General features: G+C 74.3%; 16 protein-coding genes and 1 pseudogene. 8 read left to right on the top strand and 9 right to left on the bottom strand.

Annotation, left to right across the window (positions count from 1 at the left end; all coding sequences use genetic code 11):
• Window position 1 precedes the first annotated feature (1 nt).
• Both ABD292_RS06395 and ABD292_RS06390 read right to left on the bottom strand, forming a co-directional pair.
• A complete protein-coding gene (locus tag ABD292_RS06395; RefSeq protein ID WP_344205964.1) occupies window positions 2-361 on the bottom strand; it encodes a hypothetical protein in 360 nt (119 codons plus the stop codon).
• Between the two features lie 4 nt (window positions 362-365).
• Window positions 366-1,394, bottom strand: a complete 1,029-nt coding sequence (locus ABD292_RS06390) for a LysR family transcriptional regulator (RefSeq protein WP_344206439.1) — start codon at window positions 1,392-1,394, stop codon at window positions 366-368.
• Between ABD292_RS06390 and ABD292_RS06385 the strand changes: the two are divergent.
• Window positions 1,389-2,771, top strand: a pseudogene (locus tag ABD292_RS06385) (MFS transporter); the annotation flags it as partial. The gene ABD292_RS06390 and the pseudogene ABD292_RS06385 sit on opposite strands and share 6 nt — an antisense overlap.
• Before the next feature lie 81 nt (window positions 2,772-2,852).
• On the opposite strand, the gene ABD292_RS48900 reads toward ABD292_RS06385, so the two are convergent.
• From ABD292_RS48900 to ABD292_RS06360, 6 genes are all read right to left on the bottom strand, one after another.
• Window positions 2,853-3,293, bottom strand: coding sequence for an ATP-binding protein (locus tag ABD292_RS48900; RefSeq protein ID WP_425565019.1), 441 nt, complete (start codon window positions 3,291-3,293; stop codon window positions 2,853-2,855).
• A 93-nt stretch (window positions 3,294-3,386) separates the two neighbouring features.
• On the bottom strand, window positions 3,387-4,196 hold the full coding sequence (locus ABD292_RS06380; protein ID WP_344205962.1) for a transglutaminase family protein: 810 nt from the start codon (window positions 4,194-4,196) through the stop codon (window positions 3,387-3,389).
• A gap of 85 nt (window positions 4,197-4,281) precedes the next feature.
• Window positions 4,282-4,926, bottom strand: a complete 645-nt coding sequence (locus ABD292_RS06375; RefSeq protein ID WP_344205960.1) for a response regulator — start codon at window positions 4,924-4,926, stop codon at window positions 4,282-4,284.
• Window positions 4,917-6,098, bottom strand: a complete 1,182-nt coding sequence (locus tag ABD292_RS06370) for a sensor histidine kinase (protein WP_344205958.1) — start codon at window positions 6,096-6,098, stop codon at window positions 4,917-4,919. The genes ABD292_RS06375 and ABD292_RS06370 overlap by 10 nt, the downstream gene beginning before the upstream one ends.
• 41 nt (window positions 6,099-6,139) lie before the next feature.
• Window positions 6,140-6,967 carry an ABC transporter permease gene (locus ABD292_RS06365; protein WP_344205956.1) on the bottom strand — a complete coding sequence of 276 codons (828 nt, stop codon included), beginning with the start codon at window positions 6,965-6,967 and terminating at the stop codon, window positions 6,140-6,142.
• Window positions 6,964-7,878, bottom strand: a complete 915-nt coding sequence (locus ABD292_RS06360) for an ATP-binding cassette domain-containing protein (RefSeq protein WP_344205955.1) — start codon at window positions 7,876-7,878, stop codon at window positions 6,964-6,966. The genes ABD292_RS06365 and ABD292_RS06360 overlap by 4 nt, the downstream gene beginning before the upstream one ends.
• Before the next feature lie 153 nt (window positions 7,879-8,031).
• Here ABD292_RS06360 and ABD292_RS06355 point away from each other — a divergent pair, with 153 nt between their 5' ends.
• Entirely contained in the window at window positions 8,032-9,084 is a 1,053-nt protein-coding gene (locus tag ABD292_RS06355; protein WP_344205953.1) for a DUF5685 family protein, read from the top strand.
• A gap of 6 nt (window positions 9,085-9,090) precedes the next feature.
• On the opposite strand, the gene ABD292_RS06350 is transcribed toward ABD292_RS06355, so the two are convergent.
• The gene (locus tag ABD292_RS06350; protein WP_344205952.1) at window positions 9,091-11,925 is read right to left on the bottom strand and encodes a hybrid sensor histidine kinase/response regulator; all 2,835 of its coding nucleotides are present in this window, start codon (window positions 11,923-11,925) and stop codon (window positions 9,091-9,093) included.
• Window positions 11,926-12,082: 157 nt separating this feature from the next.
• Between ABD292_RS06350 and ABD292_RS06345 the strand changes: the two genes are divergently transcribed.
• From ABD292_RS06345 to ABD292_RS06320, 6 genes are all read left to right on the top strand, one after another.
• Window positions 12,083-12,769, top strand: coding sequence for a response regulator (locus ABD292_RS06345; RefSeq protein WP_344205950.1), 687 nt, complete (start codon window positions 12,083-12,085; stop codon window positions 12,767-12,769).
• Window positions 12,770-12,777: 8 nt separating this feature from the next.
• Window positions 12,778-13,617 (top strand): glutamate ABC transporter substrate-binding protein, encoded by an 840-nt coding sequence (locus ABD292_RS06340; protein ID WP_344205949.1) that lies wholly within the window; start codon window positions 12,778-12,780, stop codon window positions 13,615-13,617.
• A 105-nt stretch (window positions 13,618-13,722) separates the two neighbouring features.
• Window positions 13,723-14,466: an amino acid ABC transporter ATP-binding protein gene (locus ABD292_RS06335; protein ID WP_344205948.1), complete on the top strand. Its 744-nt coding sequence runs from the start codon at window positions 13,723-13,725 to the stop codon at window positions 14,464-14,466.
• Between the two features lie 13 nt (window positions 14,467-14,479).
• A complete protein-coding gene (locus tag ABD292_RS06330; RefSeq protein ID WP_344205947.1) occupies window positions 14,480-15,307 on the top strand; it encodes a glutamate ABC transporter substrate-binding protein in 828 nt (275 codons plus the stop codon).
• A 4-nt stretch (window positions 15,308-15,311) separates the two neighbouring features.
• On the top strand, window positions 15,312-15,980 hold the full coding sequence (locus tag ABD292_RS06325) for an amino acid ABC transporter permease (RefSeq protein WP_344205946.1): 669 nt from the start codon (window positions 15,312-15,314) through the stop codon (window positions 15,978-15,980).
• Entirely contained in the window at window positions 15,977-16,768 is a 792-nt protein-coding gene (locus ABD292_RS06320) for an amino acid ABC transporter permease (RefSeq protein ID WP_344205945.1), read from the top strand. The genes ABD292_RS06325 and ABD292_RS06320 overlap by 4 nt, the downstream gene beginning before the upstream one ends.
• Window positions 16,769-16,777: the final 9 nt, after the last annotated feature.

The following is a 16,777-nucleotide window of genomic DNA, read 5'->3' as shown; positions in this document are numbered from 1 at the left end:
GTCACGGGCGGCGGTCGAGGGCCTGCATCCACTTGACGGCGACGGCCGCGACCTGGACCAGCTCGGCGCGCAGCCGGTCGGGATCGGTCTCGGCGAACGCCTCCAGCACCTCCTCGGCCAGGATGTGCCGCCAGGTGAGCGTGCCGGCGCGGTCCGCGGCGTCCGTCTCGTCGCAGGCCGCGGCGGCGCGGGCGGCCGCGTCTGCGCCGCCGGTGCCGTCGGGCAGCTGCTGCAGGCCGAACCTGGCGTCCTGCGCGGCCCGTTCGGCGGTCACGTCGGCGAGCACCCTCGCCAGCGAGCCCGGCACGCCCGCGTCCCCGTCGTGCGAGTCATGGGTGATCGCCGAGGTGTCATGCGTCATGGGGTCAGTCTGCCGTGCCCGGGACGGTGGGCGGGCGGAACCCCGGGCCGAGGTCCAGGGGCGCGGCACAGGCGTGGTCGCGGAAGGCGCGGGCGGCGGGGGTCAGACGCTCCCCCGCCACCCAGCACACCCCGATCGTCCGGAACAACGACGGCGACAGAGGAACCTCCACGACCCCGGCGACGGCGGGCCCTGGGTCGCTCCGTGACGGCGCGGCCCGGCCAGGGCCGGTGCGCGGGAGTGCCGCCGGGCCGGGGTCGGTGCGGGGGAGGACGGCCACGCCGAGGCCCGCTGCCACCAGGCCGCGGACGGTCTCCGACTCCTGGCCCTCGAAGGCGATGCGGGGCTCGAACCCGGCCGCCGCGCACAGGTCGTCGGTGATCTGGCGGAGTCCGTACCCGTGCTCCAGCGTCACCAGCTCCTCCCCCTCCAGCTCCGCCGCCCGCACCCGCGCCCGCCCGGCGAGGCGGTGGCCCGGGGGTACGGCCAGCACCAGCTCCTGGTCGGCGAGCGGCCGTCCGGCGAGGTCCGGGTCGCCGAGCGGCATGGGGGCGACGAAGACCAGGTCGATGTCGCCCTCGCGGAGGGCGCGCAGCATGTCCTGGCGCGAGCCCTGCGCCAGGCTGAAACGCACGCCGGGGTTGCGCTCGCGGAAGCGCCGGATGAGCGACGGCACGAGCGTGCGGCCGAGCAGGTGCAGGAAGCCGAGGACGACGCGCCCGCTGGCCGGGTCGATCTCCTCCCGCACCTCGCGGGCGGCCGTGGCGAGCGCACCGAGCGCGCGGCCGGAGGCGGCGGCCAGCGTACGGCCCGCCCTGGTCAGCCGGATGCCGCGGCCGGACGGGAGCAGCAGCGGCGCGCCGACCAGATCGGACAGGGCGGCGAGGCGGCGGCTGGCGGTGGGCTGCGGGATGCCGAGCTGTTCGGCGGCGCGGGTCACGTGGCCGGTCTCGCCGACGGCGGCGAGCAGGGCGAGCGCGGGCGCCAGGTGGGCGGCGAGCCGGTCGTCGGCGGCGTCGGGCGATTCATGCATCACGGTATGAATTATCGGTCATTACGGTATTGGACGCATTTATTAGCTTTGCTTAGCGTTGACGGCATGGTTCTTCGCGAGCGGCAGCAGGTCAGGAACGACGCCGCGCCCGGCGGCAGCACGCCGGGCGCGGCCGGGACGCCGGGCGCGGCCGAGACGCCGGGGGCCGGCGGGACGCGGCGGGTCAGCGCGGCCGTCGCGGCGGGCGGGCTGTCGTCGTTCGCGCTGCTCTACGCGCCGCAGCCGGTGCTGCCGCAGCTCGCCGAGGGATTCCGGCTGGACCCCGGGAGCGCGTCGCTGGCCGTCGGCGTGGCCACGGGGGCGCTCGCCGTCGCGGTGCTGCCGGTCGCGGCGCTGGCCGAGCGGGTCGGGCGGCGGCGGGTGATCGTGTGGTCGGTGCTCGTGTCGGCCGTGCTCGGGCTGCTGCTGCCGCTCGCGCCGACCTTCCCCGTGCTGCTCGGCATGCGGGCCGTGCAGGGGGTGGCGATCGCCGGGTTCGCGGGGGTGGCGGCGGCGTACCTGGCGGACGCGCTGGGGACGAAGCGGCTCGCGGCGGCGGTAGGCGCGATGATCGCCGGGAACTCGGTGGGCGGCATGCTCGGCCGGCTCGGCACCGGTTTCGCCGCCGCTCCCCTGGGCTGGCACGGGTCCCTGGCCGTGGTGGCGGCGGTGGCGCTGGCCTGCGCCCTGTTCGCGGCCCTGACCCTCCCGAGGGCGGACACGGGAGTGGGCAAGGGCGCGAGCACGGCCGCGGGCACAAACGCGAGCACGGGCGCGCGTGCAGGCGCGAGCACGGGCGCGGGCGCGAGCACGAGCACGAGCACGAGCGCGGGCGCGGGCGCGGGCGCGGGCGCGAGCGCGGGCGCGGGCGCCCGGCAGGAGGATGCTGCGGGCGGGGCTCGGGGGGCGCTTGGGGTCGGGGTGTGGGTGCCCTGTGCGGTGGGGGCGCTGGCCATGGGGGCGTTCGTGGCGCTCTACAACGCGGCCGGGTTCCGGCTGGCGGCGCCGCCGCTGTCGCTCGCCCCGGCCGCGGCGTCCCTCGTGTTCCTGTCGTACGCGATGGGCACCGTGTCGTCGGCGGCGGCCGGGCGGCTGGCGGGGCGCTTCGGGCGGACGGCGGCGCTGGTGACCGCGCTGCTCGTCACCGTCGCGGGGTCGGCGCTGACCCTGCACCCGGCGCTGCCCGTGATCGCCCTGGGGTTCGCCGTGCTGACGGCCGGGTTCTTCGCGGCGCACGCCATCGCCAACGCCTGGGTGACCGCGCAGGCGTCGCCCCGCACCCGGGGGCGGGCCGCCGGGCTCTACACCCTCTGCTACTACCTGGGCAGCGGCGCGGGCGGCACCGTGGGCAGCGTGGTGTACGGGCGCGCGGGCTGGCCGTGGCTCATCGCGCTGACCACGGCCTGGCTCCTGCTCGCCGCCTCGCCGTCGTCCTCACCAGCGGCCGCGCTCCGGCGCTCACGGACGGCGGCCGCCGGGTCGCCGCAGAGGCAGCACGCCGGTGACGGTCGTGCCCTCGCCGGGCACCGCGCGCACCGAGATCGTGCCGCCCGCGGCGGCGAAGGCGGCCCGCATGGCCGTGACCTCCGGCCCACGCTCGTCCACGGGCAGGCCCGCGCCGTTGTCGCTGACCGTCATGCGCAGGCCGCGGTCGCCACTGGTCACCGCGACCGACACGAGCGAGACCGCCGCCGTCTCACGTCCGGCCAGCGTCAGGGCCTCACGGAGCGCGGCCGGCACGGCGCGGGCGGCCCGCGGCGGGACGTCGCCCGCCGGCAGGGCCCACGTCTCGACGGCGATCCCCGTCCGCCGCGACCACTCGGCCAGGCAGCGCCGCACCTCCGCCGCGAGCCCGCAGGCGGTCCCGTTCGCCGATTCGTTCGCGATCCTGCCGGTCATGGTGGCCTCCTCGACGCCGCTCCCCCGCTCCCCGGCGGGGCTGGGGCCAGCATGCGGGGAGCGGTGTTGAGAAGACGTTGAGGCGGTGCGCAGTCAGGCGGGGGCGAGCCGGGTGAGGGTCACCGTGATCTCCTGGCGGCTGCCGGCCGGGCCCCGGTGGACGCCCTTGAGCGGCGGCACGTCGGAGTAGTCACGGCCGCGGGCGACCACGACGTGCGCCTCGCCGACGTGGCCGCGGCCGGCCGGGTCGAGCGGCAGCCACTGCCCGGCCCAGTATTCCACCCAGGCGTGGCTCTGCCCGTCCACCGGCTCGCCGACCTCGGCGGCGGGCCGCGGGTGCAGGTAGCCGGAGACGTAGCGGGCGGGCAGTCCGGCCGCGCGCAGCAGGCCCGCCGTCAGGTGCGCCAGGTCCTGGCAGGCGCCCTTGCCGAGGTCCCACGCCTCCTGCGCCGAGGTACGCGCGCCGCCCGCGCCCGGCAGGCACGCCACCCGTGCCGTCACCATCTCGCAGATCGCCCCGGCCGTCGCGTGCGGGTCGCGTCCGAGCGCCTGGACCCTGGCCAGCTCCTCCAGCTCGGGGCCGACCGCGGTCATCGGGGTCGAGCGCAGCAGCTCCTTCAGCGACGGGTCGTAACCGGCCGCCACGCGCCGGGGCGGCCGGCCCGTCTCGACCCTGCTGACGGCCTCGACCGTCAGCGACGTGTGCGGCTCCATCACGTCGAACGAGGTCACCTTCGTCCCCCAGTAGTCCTCGTAGGTGAAGACGGGGACGGACGGGGTCACGGTGACCCGGCTGGAGAGCACGTTGTGCGCCGGGGTCATCCTGACCTCGTTGTAGGAGGAGTGCGCCTCGCCGTCGTACTCCACGTGCGTCACGTGCGAGACCTTCAAGCGCCAGCCCATGCCATCGCCTCTCTGTAGCCCGCCATGCGGCGGAGGGTAGGAGAGGCGTGTTTCGCCGGGCGGCACCGGATGTTACAAGCGCTCCTCAGGCGCCGAGGTAGCGCAGGACGGCGAGCACCCGGCGGCTGTAGCCGGGGTCGCGGGGCAGGTCGAGCTTGTCCATGACGGCGTTGACGTGCTTCTCGACGGTGCTGAGCGACACGTGCAGGCGCTCGGCGACGGCGGCGTTGGTCAGGCCCTGGGCGAGGTGGCGCAGCACCTCGGCCTCGCGCGGGCTGAGCCGGCTCAGCGGGTCGGCGCGGGTGGCGCGGGCCAGGAGGCTGCGTACGACCTCCGGGTCGAGAGCCGTCCCGCCGGCCCGGACCCGCTCCAGCGCGTCGAGGAACTCGGCCACCTCGGAGACCCTGTCCTTCAGCAGGTAGCCGAGCCCTTCGGTGGAGCCGGCGAGGAGCCGGGCGGCGGAGTGCTGCTCGACGTACTGGGACAGGACGAGCACGCCGATCTCCGGGTGGCGCTCGCGGATCTCCAGGGCGGCCCGCAGCCCCTCGTCGCGGTGGGTGGGCGGCATGCGCACGTCGATCACGGCCACGTCGGGACGGTGCCGCTCGACGGCGTCGAGCAGCGCGGGCGCGTCGGCGACGGCGGTGAGCACCTCGTGGCCGGCCTCGTCGAGCAGCCGGGTCAGCCCTTCGCGCAGCAGCACGGAGTCGTCGGCCAGGATCAGCCGCACGGGGGCGCCTTGGGCAGCGTGGCGGTGATCCTCGTCGGGCCGCCGGGCGGGCTGTGCACGCTCAGCTCGCCGTCGAGGGCCCGCACCCGCCGGGCCAGACCGGACAGCCCGCCGCCCGCCGGGTCGGCGCCGCCCCTGCCGTCGTCAGAGATGGCCACGCTCACCGTCCGCTCGTCCTCGCTCAGCACCACCAGGATGTCATGGGCTGCGGCGTGCTTGACCGCGTTGGTGATCGCCTCGCGGGCCACGAAGTACAGCGCGGTCTCGACCTCGGAGACCGGCCGCCCGGCCAGCCCGTAGTGGACGGTGACCGGCACGCCGGCCCGCTCGGCGGCGCCGTCGAGCGCGGCCCGCAGCCCCAGCTCGTCCAGTGCCGTCGGGTAGATGCGCCAGGCCACGCCGCGCAGCTCGTCGAGGAGCCGGCGCGACTCGGTGTAGGCCTGGTCGATCAGCTCGGCGACACGAGCCCGGCCGGCCCCGTCCGAGGCGATCTGGTGGCGGACGCGGCCGAGGAGCATGGCGAGGGCGACGCCGCGCTGCTGGACGCCGTCGTGCAGGTCCCGCTCGATGCGGCGGCGCTCGTCGTCCACCGCTCTGACGATGCCCGTACGCGACGCGGTCAGCTCGGCCACCCGCCGGCGCAGCCGTTCCTGGCGGTCGGGGCCGAGGAAGCGGGCCGCGACGGCCCGGTCGAGCGCGGCGGCGGCCAGGGTCAGCAGGGCGGTCAGGGTGAGCGCGGCCAGCCCGGCGGTCAGGCCGAGCGCGCCGCTGCTGGTCACGACGCGTACGCCGGGCAGGGTGACCGGCACCGGCTCCGAACCGCCGAGCACGAGGTCCCACAGCCCGCCGAGCAGCAGCAGGACGGCGAGGAACAGCGCGTTGAAGCAGGCGTACCCGGCGAGCGCGCCGACCAGGGCCCGCGCGGCGACGAATCCGAGGCCGCCCTCCCCCGCGCTCTCGTGGCCGTACCAGCGGGCGAGCCGCGCGCGTTCGAGCGCCGCCAGCCGCGCGACGACCCGCCCGGCGGCGGGACGGGCGGCGGGGACGAGGAACGCGGGCCAGCCCAGGCAGATCAGCGCCAGCCCGGCGACGCCCGTGACCGTGCCGAGCAGCACCCCGACGGGCGCCCGCGCCAGGGAAGGCCGGCCGGCCGTGCGCGCGCCCTCCGTCACCTGCTCACTCCCTCGCTTCACGGGTACGGCCCCGGCGCAGTCTAGGCGTCACGGCGGCGCAGGACCGCGTGGCCGGCCGCGAGGACCGCCGCCGTCCAGGCCAGGAGCCAGGCCAGGCCCTCCCCCGACGAGTACGGGATCGGCCCCCCGGTCATGTTGTCCGTGCTGCCCATGAACGCCAGCCCCGCGAACAGCGGCATCCGCAGCGACATCGCCACCGCCGGCCCGCTGCCGGTCATCATGAGCAGCAGCGGCAGCCCCATGAGCAGCATGAACACGACGGTCAGCGTCCCGGCCGCGCTGCGCAGGGCCGCCCCGGCGCCGAGGGTGAGCACCGCGATCAGCGCGAAGTACACCCCGATGCCGGCCAGGTCACGCACGAGTTCGCCGGCCGGCAGCACGACCAGGCCGCCGAACACGTCGAGCGACAGCAGCGCGTACACGGCCGCGGTGGCCGCCGCGCCCGACAGCACGCCGGTGGCGGCCATCACGGGCGCGAGCACCAGCGCCTTGGCGGCCAGCATCACCCCGCGCACGGGGACGGCCTGGAGGGTGACCCGGATCGAGCCGGAGGCGTACTCGGCGGTGATCGTCAGCATGGCCAGCGCCACCAGGGCGAACTGGGCGAACGACGTCGCCGACACGGCCGCCTCACTGGCCGGCACGGGCGCCGCGGCCGGCCCGTCCGAGCGCAGCGCCTCGGTGGCGAACGCGCCGCCGAGGGTCACGGCGGCCAGCACCATGAGGGCGAACGCCGCCGCCAGGCACCACCACGTGGACCGCACCGACCACAGCTTCGCCCATTCGGCGCCGGCCGCCTGCCAGAGGACGCGCACGCCCCCGGCGTCCCGTTCCGTCGTCGCGCTCATGCGCCTCTCCTTCCCGCGCCGTACTCGACGTCGCCCTCGGTCAGCTCGTGGTAGGCCTGCTCCAGTGACGCCTCCCTGACCCGCAGCCCGTGCAGCCTGACGCCGGCCTCGTGCGCCAGGTCGCCGACGCGTTCGACGGGCGCGCCGGTCGCGACCAGCTCGTTCTCGCCCGTCCTGGTCACCTCGACCCCGGCGGCGCGCAGCCGGGCGGCCAGCTCTCTCGCGTGCGGGGTGCGGACGACCACGGCCGTCAGCGAGCTGCCCGCGATGACCTCCGCGAGCGGCGCGTCGGCGATGAGCCGGCCCTTGCCGATCACCACCAGGTGGTCGGCGGTGAGCTGCATCTCGCTCATGAGGTGGCTGGAGACGAACACCGTGCGGCCCTCGGCGGCGAGCGAGCGCATGAGCCCGCGCACCCACCGCACCCCGTCCGGGTCGAGGCCGTTGACGGGCTCGTCGAACAGCAGCACCCCGGGGTCGCCGAGCAGCGCCGCCGCGATGCCGAGCCGCTGGCTCATGCCCAGCGACAGCGCACCGGCCCTGCGGTGGGCCGCGCCTTCCAGGCCGACGGCCTCCAGCACCTCGCCGACCCGCCCGCGCGGGATGCCGTTGCTGCGCGCCAGCGCCACCAGGTGGGCGTGGCCGGAGCGGGCCGGGTGCAGGGCCCGCGCGTCCAGCAGCGCGCCGACGGTGCGGAGGGGGTTCCTGATCCGCCGGTACGGGACGCCGCCGATGAGCGCGGCGCCCGCCGTGGGCCGGTCGAGGCCCAGGATCAGCCGCATGGTGGTCGACTTGCCCGCGCCGTTCGGCCCGAGGAAGCCGGTCACCGCGCCGGGCCGCACGTCGAGGGTCAGGTCGTCGAGGGCGAGGCGGTCGCCGTACCGTTTGCTCAGTCCCGTCAGTCTGATCACGCCGCCCCACGCTAGGCGGGCGGCGGGGCCGCGGCCATGGTGGCGGACCGCCGACTTCGATGGCGGTAAACCCCCATGGTGGGGATGTCGGGGAGCGGTGGCAGGCCCTACGATGCGCGCCAGCCGGAATCGTCATCCCCTGAGTGAGGTCTTGTGTTCGGAATTCTCCGCCCGTGCGCGGCGCACGGCTGCCCGTCCTTGATGCAGGCGTGGCGGGCGCACCTGTGCGGGTTGTGCCTGACGTTACGTGACGGGGAGGGTCACGGCGCGCGGCTGGCCACCAACTACGACACGCTGGTCGTGTCCGTCCTGGCCGAGGCCCAGCTCCCGTCCGGTACGGCGCCGCGCCGGACGGCGGGGCCGTGCGCGCTGCGCGGGTTCCGCCCGGCCGAGGTGGTGGACGCGCGGGCGGGCGGCGCCCGGCTGGCGGCGGCGGTCTCGCTGGTGCTGGCCGCGGGCAAGCTGCGCGACCACGTGGCCGACGGCGAGGCCGCGTTCGGCACGGTGGCGGCCCGGCGGAGGCTGGCGGCCCGCTGGCAGGAGGGCGGGGCCAGGCTGGCGGCAGGGGTGGGCTTCGACGCCGCCGCGCTGACCGCCACCGTGGACCGCCAGCTCGACGTGGAACGCTCCGCCGGGCCCTCGACGGGCGTCCTCACGCTGACCGCGCCGACGGAGGAGGCGGTGGCGGCGGCGTTCGCGTACACCGCGGAGCTGGCCGGGCGGCCGGGCAACGCGGCCGCGCTGGCCGAGGCGGGCCGTTTCTTCGGCCGCCTCGCGCACCTGCTGGACGCGGTCGAGGACCGCGCGGAGGACGAGGCGCGCGGCGCGTTCAACCCGCTGACCGTCACCGGCACGCCGGAGCGGGAGGCGCGGCGGCTGTGCGAGGACGCGGCCCACGGGCTGGAGCTGGCGCTGCGCGAGGCCGCGTTCGAGGACCGGCACCTGGTGGACGCGCTGCTGGTCACCGAGGTGCGGCGAGCCGTGGACCGCGCCTTCGCCGAGACCGCCTCCTACGAGCGGCCCGGCTGGATCAGGAAGTCGGCGGCGGGCGTCGCGACGTTCCTCACCTGCGGGATCTGGCGTCCGCGCTGGAGCAGGCGGGCCGGCCGCCCGTGCGAGGACCGCTGCTACTTCGGCGACGGGAGCTGCTGCGAGGTGGGCAACTGCTGCAAGTGTTGTGACTGCTGCGACGGCTGCGGCAACTGACGCCGCTCAGCCGAGCATCCACTGGGGCGTCTCCTTGAGCAGCTCGTCCAGCTCCTCGACGGCCTCCCGCTCGACCGCGCCGGCCCGCGCCAGGTCCTCGACCCGCCGGCACAGCTCGGCCTCACGGGTGGCGCCCACGGTGGCGCAGCTCCCCTTGAGCCGGTGCGCCAGTGCCTCCAGCCGCGCGTGGTCGCCGGCGTCGGCGGCGGCGCGCAGGTCCTCGAAGGTGCGCCGCGCGGTCGCGAGGTACGCCTGCGCCACGTCCGCGACCGCCTCGGGCGACAGCCCGGCCAGCTCCGGCGGCAGGCTGCCGTAGGCGGCCCATTCGGGGACTCTGGCCAGCACCCGGGGCCAGTCCACCGGTTTGGCCAGGTGGTCGTCCATGCCGGCCTCCAGGCAGCGGACGCGGTCGTCCGGCATGGCGGCGGCGGTCATGGCGATGATGGGGGTGCGCGCCTCCTCGCGCCGCCGGATCTCGGCGGTGGCGGCGAGGCCGTCGAGCACGGGGAGCTGGCAGTCCATGAACACCAGGTCGTACCCGCCGGTCAGGACGGCCCGCACGGCCTGCGCGCCGTCGTCCACGGTGTCCACCTCGTGCCCGGCCTGGCGCAGGACGAGCATGGCGACCTGGCGGCTGACCTCGTCGTCCTCGGCGACCAGGATGCGTACGCCGCCGGGCTCCGCCGCCGGGTCCTGGACGAGCTCGCGCGGCTCCCCGGGGCAGCCTTCCGCGACGCCGAGGGCGTTCTCGACGGCGGCGAGCAGGCGGCGGCGGCTGAGCGGCCGGGTGATCGACTGCACGGCCCGTTCGCCGGCGGCGGCGGGCCAGGCGAAGCGCGCCCGGCCGGGCGTGACGACCACGACCACGCTGGTGCTCTGGAGCAGCGGGTCGCTGAGGATGGCGTGCGCGAGCGAGCCGCTCCCTTCGGCGCCGAGGTCGAGGGCGACGACGGCCAGCTCGTACGGCCCGCCGCCGGCCGCCGCGGTGCGCAGCTGCACCAGCGCCGAGCGGGCGTCCCTGGTCTCCTGGACGGCGAGCCCGGCCTCGGACAGGTAGCGCCCGGCGAGCGCCCGGTCCTCGGGGCGGGCGTCGGCGACGAGGGCCCGCCGCCCCTGCAGCGCCCCGGCTCCCGGCTCCGACCAGGTGAGCACGTCCATCGGCAGCCGCACCCAGAACCGGCTGCCGACGCCCTCCACGCTGTCGAGCCCGATCTCGCCGCCCATCAGCTCGGTGAGCTGCCTGGCGATGGCGAGGCCGAGGCCGCTGCCGCCGGTGCGGCGGGTGATGGGCGAGTCGACCTGGCGGAAGACGCCGAAGACCCGCTCGCGGTCGTCCGGCGGGACGCCGACGCCGGTGTCGGAGACGGCGAAGCGCAGCGTCACCCGCGGCTCGCCCGGCTCGCCCTCCTCCAGGGAGACGTGCAGGTCCACGCCGCCCTGGACGGTGAACTTCAGCGCGTTGCCGACCAGGTTGACCAGGATCTGCCGCAGCCGCGCGGGGTCGCCGGCGACCTGGCGGGGCACGTTCTCGTCGAGGCGGAGCGTCAGCCAGAGCCCCTGCTCGTAGGCGAGCGGCGCGAGCGGCGCCACCACCTCGTCGCACAGGCGTGGCAGGTCGAACGGGGCCTCCTCCACCTGGAGGTGCCCGGCCTCGATCCTGGACAGGTCGAGGAAGTCGTCGAGCAGGCGCAGCACGTTCTGCGCGGACTCCTGGGCGGTGGTGGCGTAGTGGCGCTGCTCCTCGTCCAGGCGGGTGCCCATGAGCAGGGAGTTCATGCCGAGCACGCCGTTGATCGGGGTGCGGATCTCGTGGCTGATCTTGGCCAGGAACTCGGACTTGGCGCTGGAGGCGCTGACCGCCTCGTCCCTGGCGGCGGCCAGCTCGGCGGCGTAGCGGGCGAGCGTGGCCTGGGCGCGGCGGCGGCCGCGGGTGGAGTGGATCTGGATGCCGAGTCCGATGAGGATGAGCAGGGCGAGCAGGCCGGCGACGGTGACGACGGTGCCGCGCAGCTGCTCGGCGCTGGCCAGCGCCTCGGACGCCGACACCTCGGCGGTCACCGTCCAGCCGATGCTGGGGATGGGCTCGGAGGCCGACAGGACGGTGCCGTCGATGCCGCGGAAGCTGCCGTTCCAGGTGCGGCCGGCCAGCGCCGCGTCCACGCGCGGGTCCTCGCGCAGCGAGGTGAGGGCGTACAGCTTCCTGCCGGGGTCGGCGACGAGCACGCCGGCCCGGTCGGTGATGAGCAGCCGGATGTTCTGGGCCTCGGCGGCCTCCTCGGCGAAGCGCTGGATGGCGTCCAGGCTGTAGACGACGGTGAGGATGCCGAGCATGCGCTCGCCGTCGGCGCTGGGGATGGGCGCGGCGACGGCGACGGCGCGGGAGACGTCCCGCATGGTCGGCGTGTACGCCTGCGAGACGTGCGCCTGCCGGCGGTCGCGCACCGCGCGGTACCAGTCGGAGTTGCCGATGTCCTGGGGCAGCGCGCTCGGCGGCTCGGCGCCCAGCATCTCGCCCTCGGGCGAGGTGAGGATGAGGCCGCTGACGCCGTCGTCGCGGGTGCGTTTGAGCTCGGCGAGGTAGCCGCGCAGGGTCTCGGCGCCGGTGTGCTTGACGGCCTCGCGGACGCGGGGCTGCTCGGCGAAGGCGACGACGAGCTGCTTGAGCGAGCCCATCTGCTGCTCGACGACGACCCGGCTCACCGAGGCGGTGGTCTTGACCCGGTCGCTGACCTCGTTGCTCATCGCCTGCTCGGAGAGGCTGATGCTGGAGGAGGTCAGCAGCGCCAAGGGCAGCAGGCCGAGCAGTGTCCACAGGGCCGTCACCGCGAGCAGCCATCTCACCGGCGTCCGTCTCCTCCCGATCACCCGGCTCCAGACTAGGAGGGATCAGCCGCCGGTGGGAGGATCAACTTGAGCAGAATGCGCTAAAGTCGATCTTTATTAGCAAAAGCCACCTAAGCTGCACTGAACCTCTGTCAGATGGAGCGAGGAGCGTGCGGTGCCTCAGTCCAGGGACATCACCGTACTCATCGTGGACGACGACCCGGTCGTGACGGCCGCCTTGCAGGCGCAGGTCAACCGGGTGCTCGGGTTCAGGGTCGTGGGGATCGCCCACAGCGGCCACGCGGCGCTCGCCGCCGCCGCCCGTTTCGCGCCACGCCTGATCCTGCTCGACCTGCACCTGCCCGACCTCCCCGGGCTGGAGGTGGCGCACCGGCTGAGACGCCCCGAGCAGCCGCCCGCGGACGTGATCGTCATCTCCGGCCGCAAGGAGTCGGCGACCGTGCGCGCCGCCATCCAGCGCGGCGCCCTGTACTACCTGGTCAAGCCCACCCGCACCGGCACCCTGGAGCAGACGCTGCTGCGCTACGCGGCCACGGCCGAGCAACTGGAGGCGAGCGGCCGCTTCGCCGAGCAGCAGGAGATCGACCGCATCTTCCGCTCGCTCCACACCGACCAGCCGTTCCGCCCGAAGAGCATCTCCGCGGCCACCGAGCAGGCCGTGCTGGACGCGCTGGCCGAGGTCGCGGAGGATGTCTCCGCGCACGAGCTGGCCGCCAGCATCGGCGTCAGCCGCGCCACTGCCCGCCGCTACCTGGAGCACCTGGTCGACCGGGGCCTGGTGGAGACCAGGCCGAGGTACGGTCCCACCGGCCGGCCCCAGCACCGTTACCGCGCTAGATGACGGGCCAGATGACCAGTTCGAGGAATGCGCTCGCCGCGCTGCTGTGCCTCGTGCTGTGCCTGGTGCCGGCGGGCTGCGGGCAGGCCGACCCGTTCCCCGAGGGCTCGACCATGGCCCGCATCAGGGACCGCGGCGTCCTCGTCGTCGGCATCAAGTTCGACCAGCCCATGTTCGGCTACAAGGACCCCGCCACCGGGCGGATCATCGGCTTCGACGCCGAGATCGCCCGGCTGGTGGCCCGCGACCTCACCGGCAGCGAGCGCAACATCCGCTTCGTCGAGACCGTCACGCGCGAACGGGAGAACTTCATCTCCCAGGGCATCGTGGACCTGGTCGTCGCCACCTACTCGATCACCCCGGCCCGCGCCCGCCTGGTGACCTTCACCGACCCGTACTACTACGCGGGCCAGGACCTGCTCGTCCGGGCGGCCGACACCCGCATCCGCGGCGTGGCCGACCTCGACGGCAGGACCGTCTGCACGGCGATCGGCTCCACCTCCGCGGACCGGCTGCGTGCCGAGGTGTCCGGGGCCCGGCTGGAGATCGTCGACACCTACAGCGTGTGCGTGCCGGCCCTGCTGTCCGGCCGCGTGGACGCGCTCAGCACCGACGACACGATCCTGCTCGGCCTCCAGGCGCAGCATCCCGACGCGCTGCGGCTGGTCGGCAAGCCGTTCGGGCGCGAGCCGTACGGGATCGGCGTCCGCAAGGACGACCTGGCCTTCCGCGACTACCTCAACGGCCTGATCGCCCGCTGGCTGGCCGGCGGCGAGTGGGAGCGCGCCTACCGGGACACGATCGGCGTGTCCGGGGCCACCTCGGAGAGCTCCAAGCCGTCGGCCCGCTAGATCACGACCCGGCCCGATTCCTGAGCAGAACGATCACAAGCCCTTCCTGGCAACACGCGGCTCCTACGGTTACGCCATCGCGGACCGAGACAAGGAGCGTGACGCATGACACAGGAGGCCCTGATCGTCCTGGACCGGGTCAACAAACGCTTCGGCGACCACCACGTGCTGAGGGACGTCGATCTGACGGTCTCCAAGGGCGAGGTCGTGGTGATCATCGGCCCGTCCGGGGCGGGCAAGTCCACCCTGTGCCGCGCCATCAACCGGCTGGAGACCATCGACTCGGGCACGATCAGCGTGGACGGCACTCCGCTGCCGGCCGAGGGCAAGGCCCTGGCGCGGCTGCGGGCCGAGGTCGGCATGGTCTTCCAGTCCTTCAACCTCTTCGCGCACAAGACGGTCCTGGACAACGTCGTCCTGGGCCAGGTGCACGTGCTGAAGAGGCCGAAGGACGCCGCCGAGCGCAAGGCCCGCGAACTGCTCGACCGGGTGGGGATCGGCGCCCAGGCCGCCAAGTACCCCGCCCAGCTCTCCGGCGGCCAGCAGCAGCGGGTGGCGATCGCCCGGGCCCTGGCCATGGACCCGAAGGTGATCCTCTTCGACGAGCCCACCTCGGCGCTCGACCCCGAGATGGTCAACGAGGTCCTGGAGGTCATGACGGCGCTCGCCCGCGACGGCATGACCATGGTCGTCGTCACCCACGAGATGGGCTTCGCCCGGCGGGCCGCCGACCGGGTGGTCTTCATGGCCGACGGCGAGATCGTCGAGCAGGACACCCCTGACGGATTCTTCACGGCGCCCGGCAGCGAGCGCGCCCAGTCCTTCCTCGCCAAGATCCTCACGCACTAAAGGAGCGCACGTCATGTTCGGAAGGTCCCTCTACGCGGTGTTCGCCGTCATGGCCCTCGCGACCGCCTGCGGCGGCGGTCAGGACAGCTACGACTCCGTGGTGGACAAGGCGAAGAACGAGAAGAAGCTCGTCATCGGGGTCAAGGCGGACCAGCCGGGGCTGGGCCTGCGCACCCCCGACGGCGCGTTCACCGGCTTCGACGTCGAGGTCGCCAAGTACGTCGCCAAGCAGCTCGGCGTCGAGCCCGACGGCATCACCTTCAAGGAGACGGTGTCGGCCAACCGGGAGGCGTTCATCGAGCAGGGCCAGGTGGACCTGGTCGTGGCGACGTACTCGATCACCGACGCCCGCAAGCAGAAGGTGTCCTTCGCCGGGCCGTACTTCGTGGCCGGGCAGGACCTGCTGGTCCGGGCCGACGACTCCTCGCTGACCGGGCCGGAGACGCTGAACGGCAAGAAGCTGTGCTCGGTCGCCGGCTCCACCCCCGCCCAGAAGGTCAAGGCGGAGTACGCCAAGGAGGTGCAGCTCCAGGAGGAGCGGACGTACTCGGCGTGCGTGGACCGGGTGCTCGGCGGCCAGCTCGACGCCATCACCACCGACAACGTCATCCTGGCCGGCTACGCGGCGCAGCACAACGGCAAGCTCAAGGTGGTCGGCAAGCCGTTCAGCACCGAGAAGTACGGCATCGGGCTGAAGAAGGACGACACGGCCGGCCGCAAGGCGGTCAACGACGCGCTGGAGAAGATGTTCGCCGACGGGAGCTGGACCAAGGCGCTGCAGGCCAGCGTCGGCGCCTCCGGCTTCGCCCTCCCGCAGGCGCCGCAGCTGGAGCGGTACTGATCGTATGGAAGCCCTGCTGACCGAAGGCGGGACGATCCTCGCCGCGTTCTGGATGACGATCAGGCTGACGGCGGTCAGCGCGCTCGGCTCCCTCGTGCTGGGGACGCTGCTGACCGCCATGCGGGTCGCGCCGCTCGCCGCGCTGCGGGCGGCGGCGGGCACGTACGTGTCGGTGGCCCGCAACACCCCGCTCACGCTGGTGCTGCTGTTCACCGGCCTCGGCGTCGGCGCGAACCTGGGCGTGGAGCTGTCCGACGACATCGCGACCAACAACTTCTGGCTCGCCTGCATCGGGCTGACCGCCTACACCTCGGCGTTCGTGTGCGAGGCGCTGCGCTCCGGGCTGAACACGGTGCCCGTCGGGCAGGCCGAGGCGGCCCGCTCGCTCGGGCTCGGGTTCGTCAAGACGCTCCGGCTGATCACGCTGCCGCAGGCGTTCCGCGCGGTGGTGGCGCCGCTCGGCAGCATCCTCATCGCGCTGACCAAGAACACCACGATCGCCCTGGTGGTGGGCGTGAGCGAGGCGTCGGTGCGGATGCGGGAGATGATCGAGACGTACGGGGACCAGGTGATCGAGATCTTCCTCGGCTTCGCCGCCGGGTTCGTGCTGCTGTGCCTGCCGATGGGCCTGCTGTTCGGCTGGCTGTCGCGGCGGATGGCGGTGGCCCGATGAGCTACGCCAACCTCTACGAGCCTCCCGGCCCGCGCGGCGTGCGCCGCAACCGCGTCCTGGCCGGGACGGTCACGCTCGTCCTGCTCGCCCTCGCCTACGTCGTGTACGTGCGCTTCGACGAGAAGGACCAGTGGGCCGCCGACAAGTGGCTGCCGCTGCTGCGCGGCGACGTGTGGGCCACCTTCATCCTGCCCGGCCTGGCCGGGACGCTCGGCGCGGCCGTCGCCGGGGTGCTGCTGGCCGGGCTGTTCGGGCTGGTCTTCGCGGTGGCGAGGATGTCGGAGCACGCCTGGATCCGGGTGCCTGCGGCCGCGGTGGTGGAGTTCTTCAGATCGGTGCCGCTGCTGCTGCTGATCTTCTTCGCGTTCTTCGGCTCGTACATGGTCATCGGGGTGAACATCTCGGCGTTCGCCGCGGTGGTCTTCGGGCTCACGCTCTACAACGGGTCGGTGATCGCGGAGATCATCCGGGCCGGGGTGCTGAGCCTGCCGAAGGGGCAGCGGGAGGCGGCGTACGCGGTCGGCATGCGCAAGAACCAGGTCATGCGCCTGGTGCTGCTGCCGCAGGGCGTGCGGGTGATGCTGCCCGCGCTGGTCAGCCAGTTCATCGTGCTGCTGAAGGACTCGGCGCTCGGGCTCATCGTCGGCTACGACGAGCTGGTGGACCGTGGGCTGAACGGCATCGCCGCGAACTTCTCCAACGTCATCCCGGCCGCGATCCTCATCGCGGCGATCTTCATCGCCATCAACACCTCGCTGGACCGCCTCGCCCACCGGCTGGGCCGCTGACCTGGTCGT

It is taken from the genome of Nonomuraea bangladeshensis, assembly GCF_039529455.1.
In the GTDB taxonomy this organism is placed as follows: Bacteria; Actinomycetota; Actinomycetes; order Streptosporangiales; family Streptosporangiaceae; genus Nonomuraea; species Nonomuraea bangladeshensis.
This window is presented reverse-complemented; position numbering and strand designations above follow the sequence as displayed.

Excerpts from the sequence above, each read along its gene's own strand:
- ABD292_RS06395 (WP_344205964.1), bottom strand. The coding sequence starts at position 361 with ATGACGCATGACACCTCGGCGATCACCCATGACTCGCACGACGGGGAC.
- ABD292_RS06390 (WP_344206439.1), bottom strand. The coding sequence starts at position 1,394 with ATGCATGAATCGCCCGACGCCGCCGACGACCGGCTCGCCGCCCACCTG.
- ABD292_RS48900 (WP_425565019.1), bottom strand. The coding sequence starts at position 3,293 with ATGACCGGCAGGATCGCGAACGAATCGGCGAACGGGACCGCCTGCGGG.
- ABD292_RS06380 (WP_344205962.1), bottom strand. The coding sequence starts at position 4,196 with ATGGGCTGGCGCTTGAAGGTCTCGCACGTGACGCACGTGGAGTACGAC.
- ABD292_RS06365 (WP_344205956.1), bottom strand. The coding sequence starts at position 6,967 with ATGAGCGCGACGACGGAACGGGACGCCGGGGGCGTGCGCGTCCTCTGG.
- ABD292_RS06340 (WP_344205949.1), top strand. The coding sequence starts at position 12,778 with ATGACCAGTTCGAGGAATGCGCTCGCCGCGCTGCTGTGCCTCGTGCTG.
- ABD292_RS06335 (WP_344205948.1), top strand. The coding sequence starts at position 13,723 with ATGACACAGGAGGCCCTGATCGTCCTGGACCGGGTCAACAAACGCTTC.
- ABD292_RS06330 (WP_344205947.1), top strand. The coding sequence starts at position 14,480 with ATGTTCGGAAGGTCCCTCTACGCGGTGTTCGCCGTCATGGCCCTCGCG.
- ABD292_RS06325 (WP_344205946.1), top strand. The coding sequence starts at position 15,312 with ATGGAAGCCCTGCTGACCGAAGGCGGGACGATCCTCGCCGCGTTCTGG.
- ABD292_RS06320 (WP_344205945.1), top strand. The coding sequence starts at position 15,977 with ATGAGCTACGCCAACCTCTACGAGCCTCCCGGCCCGCGCGGCGTGCGC.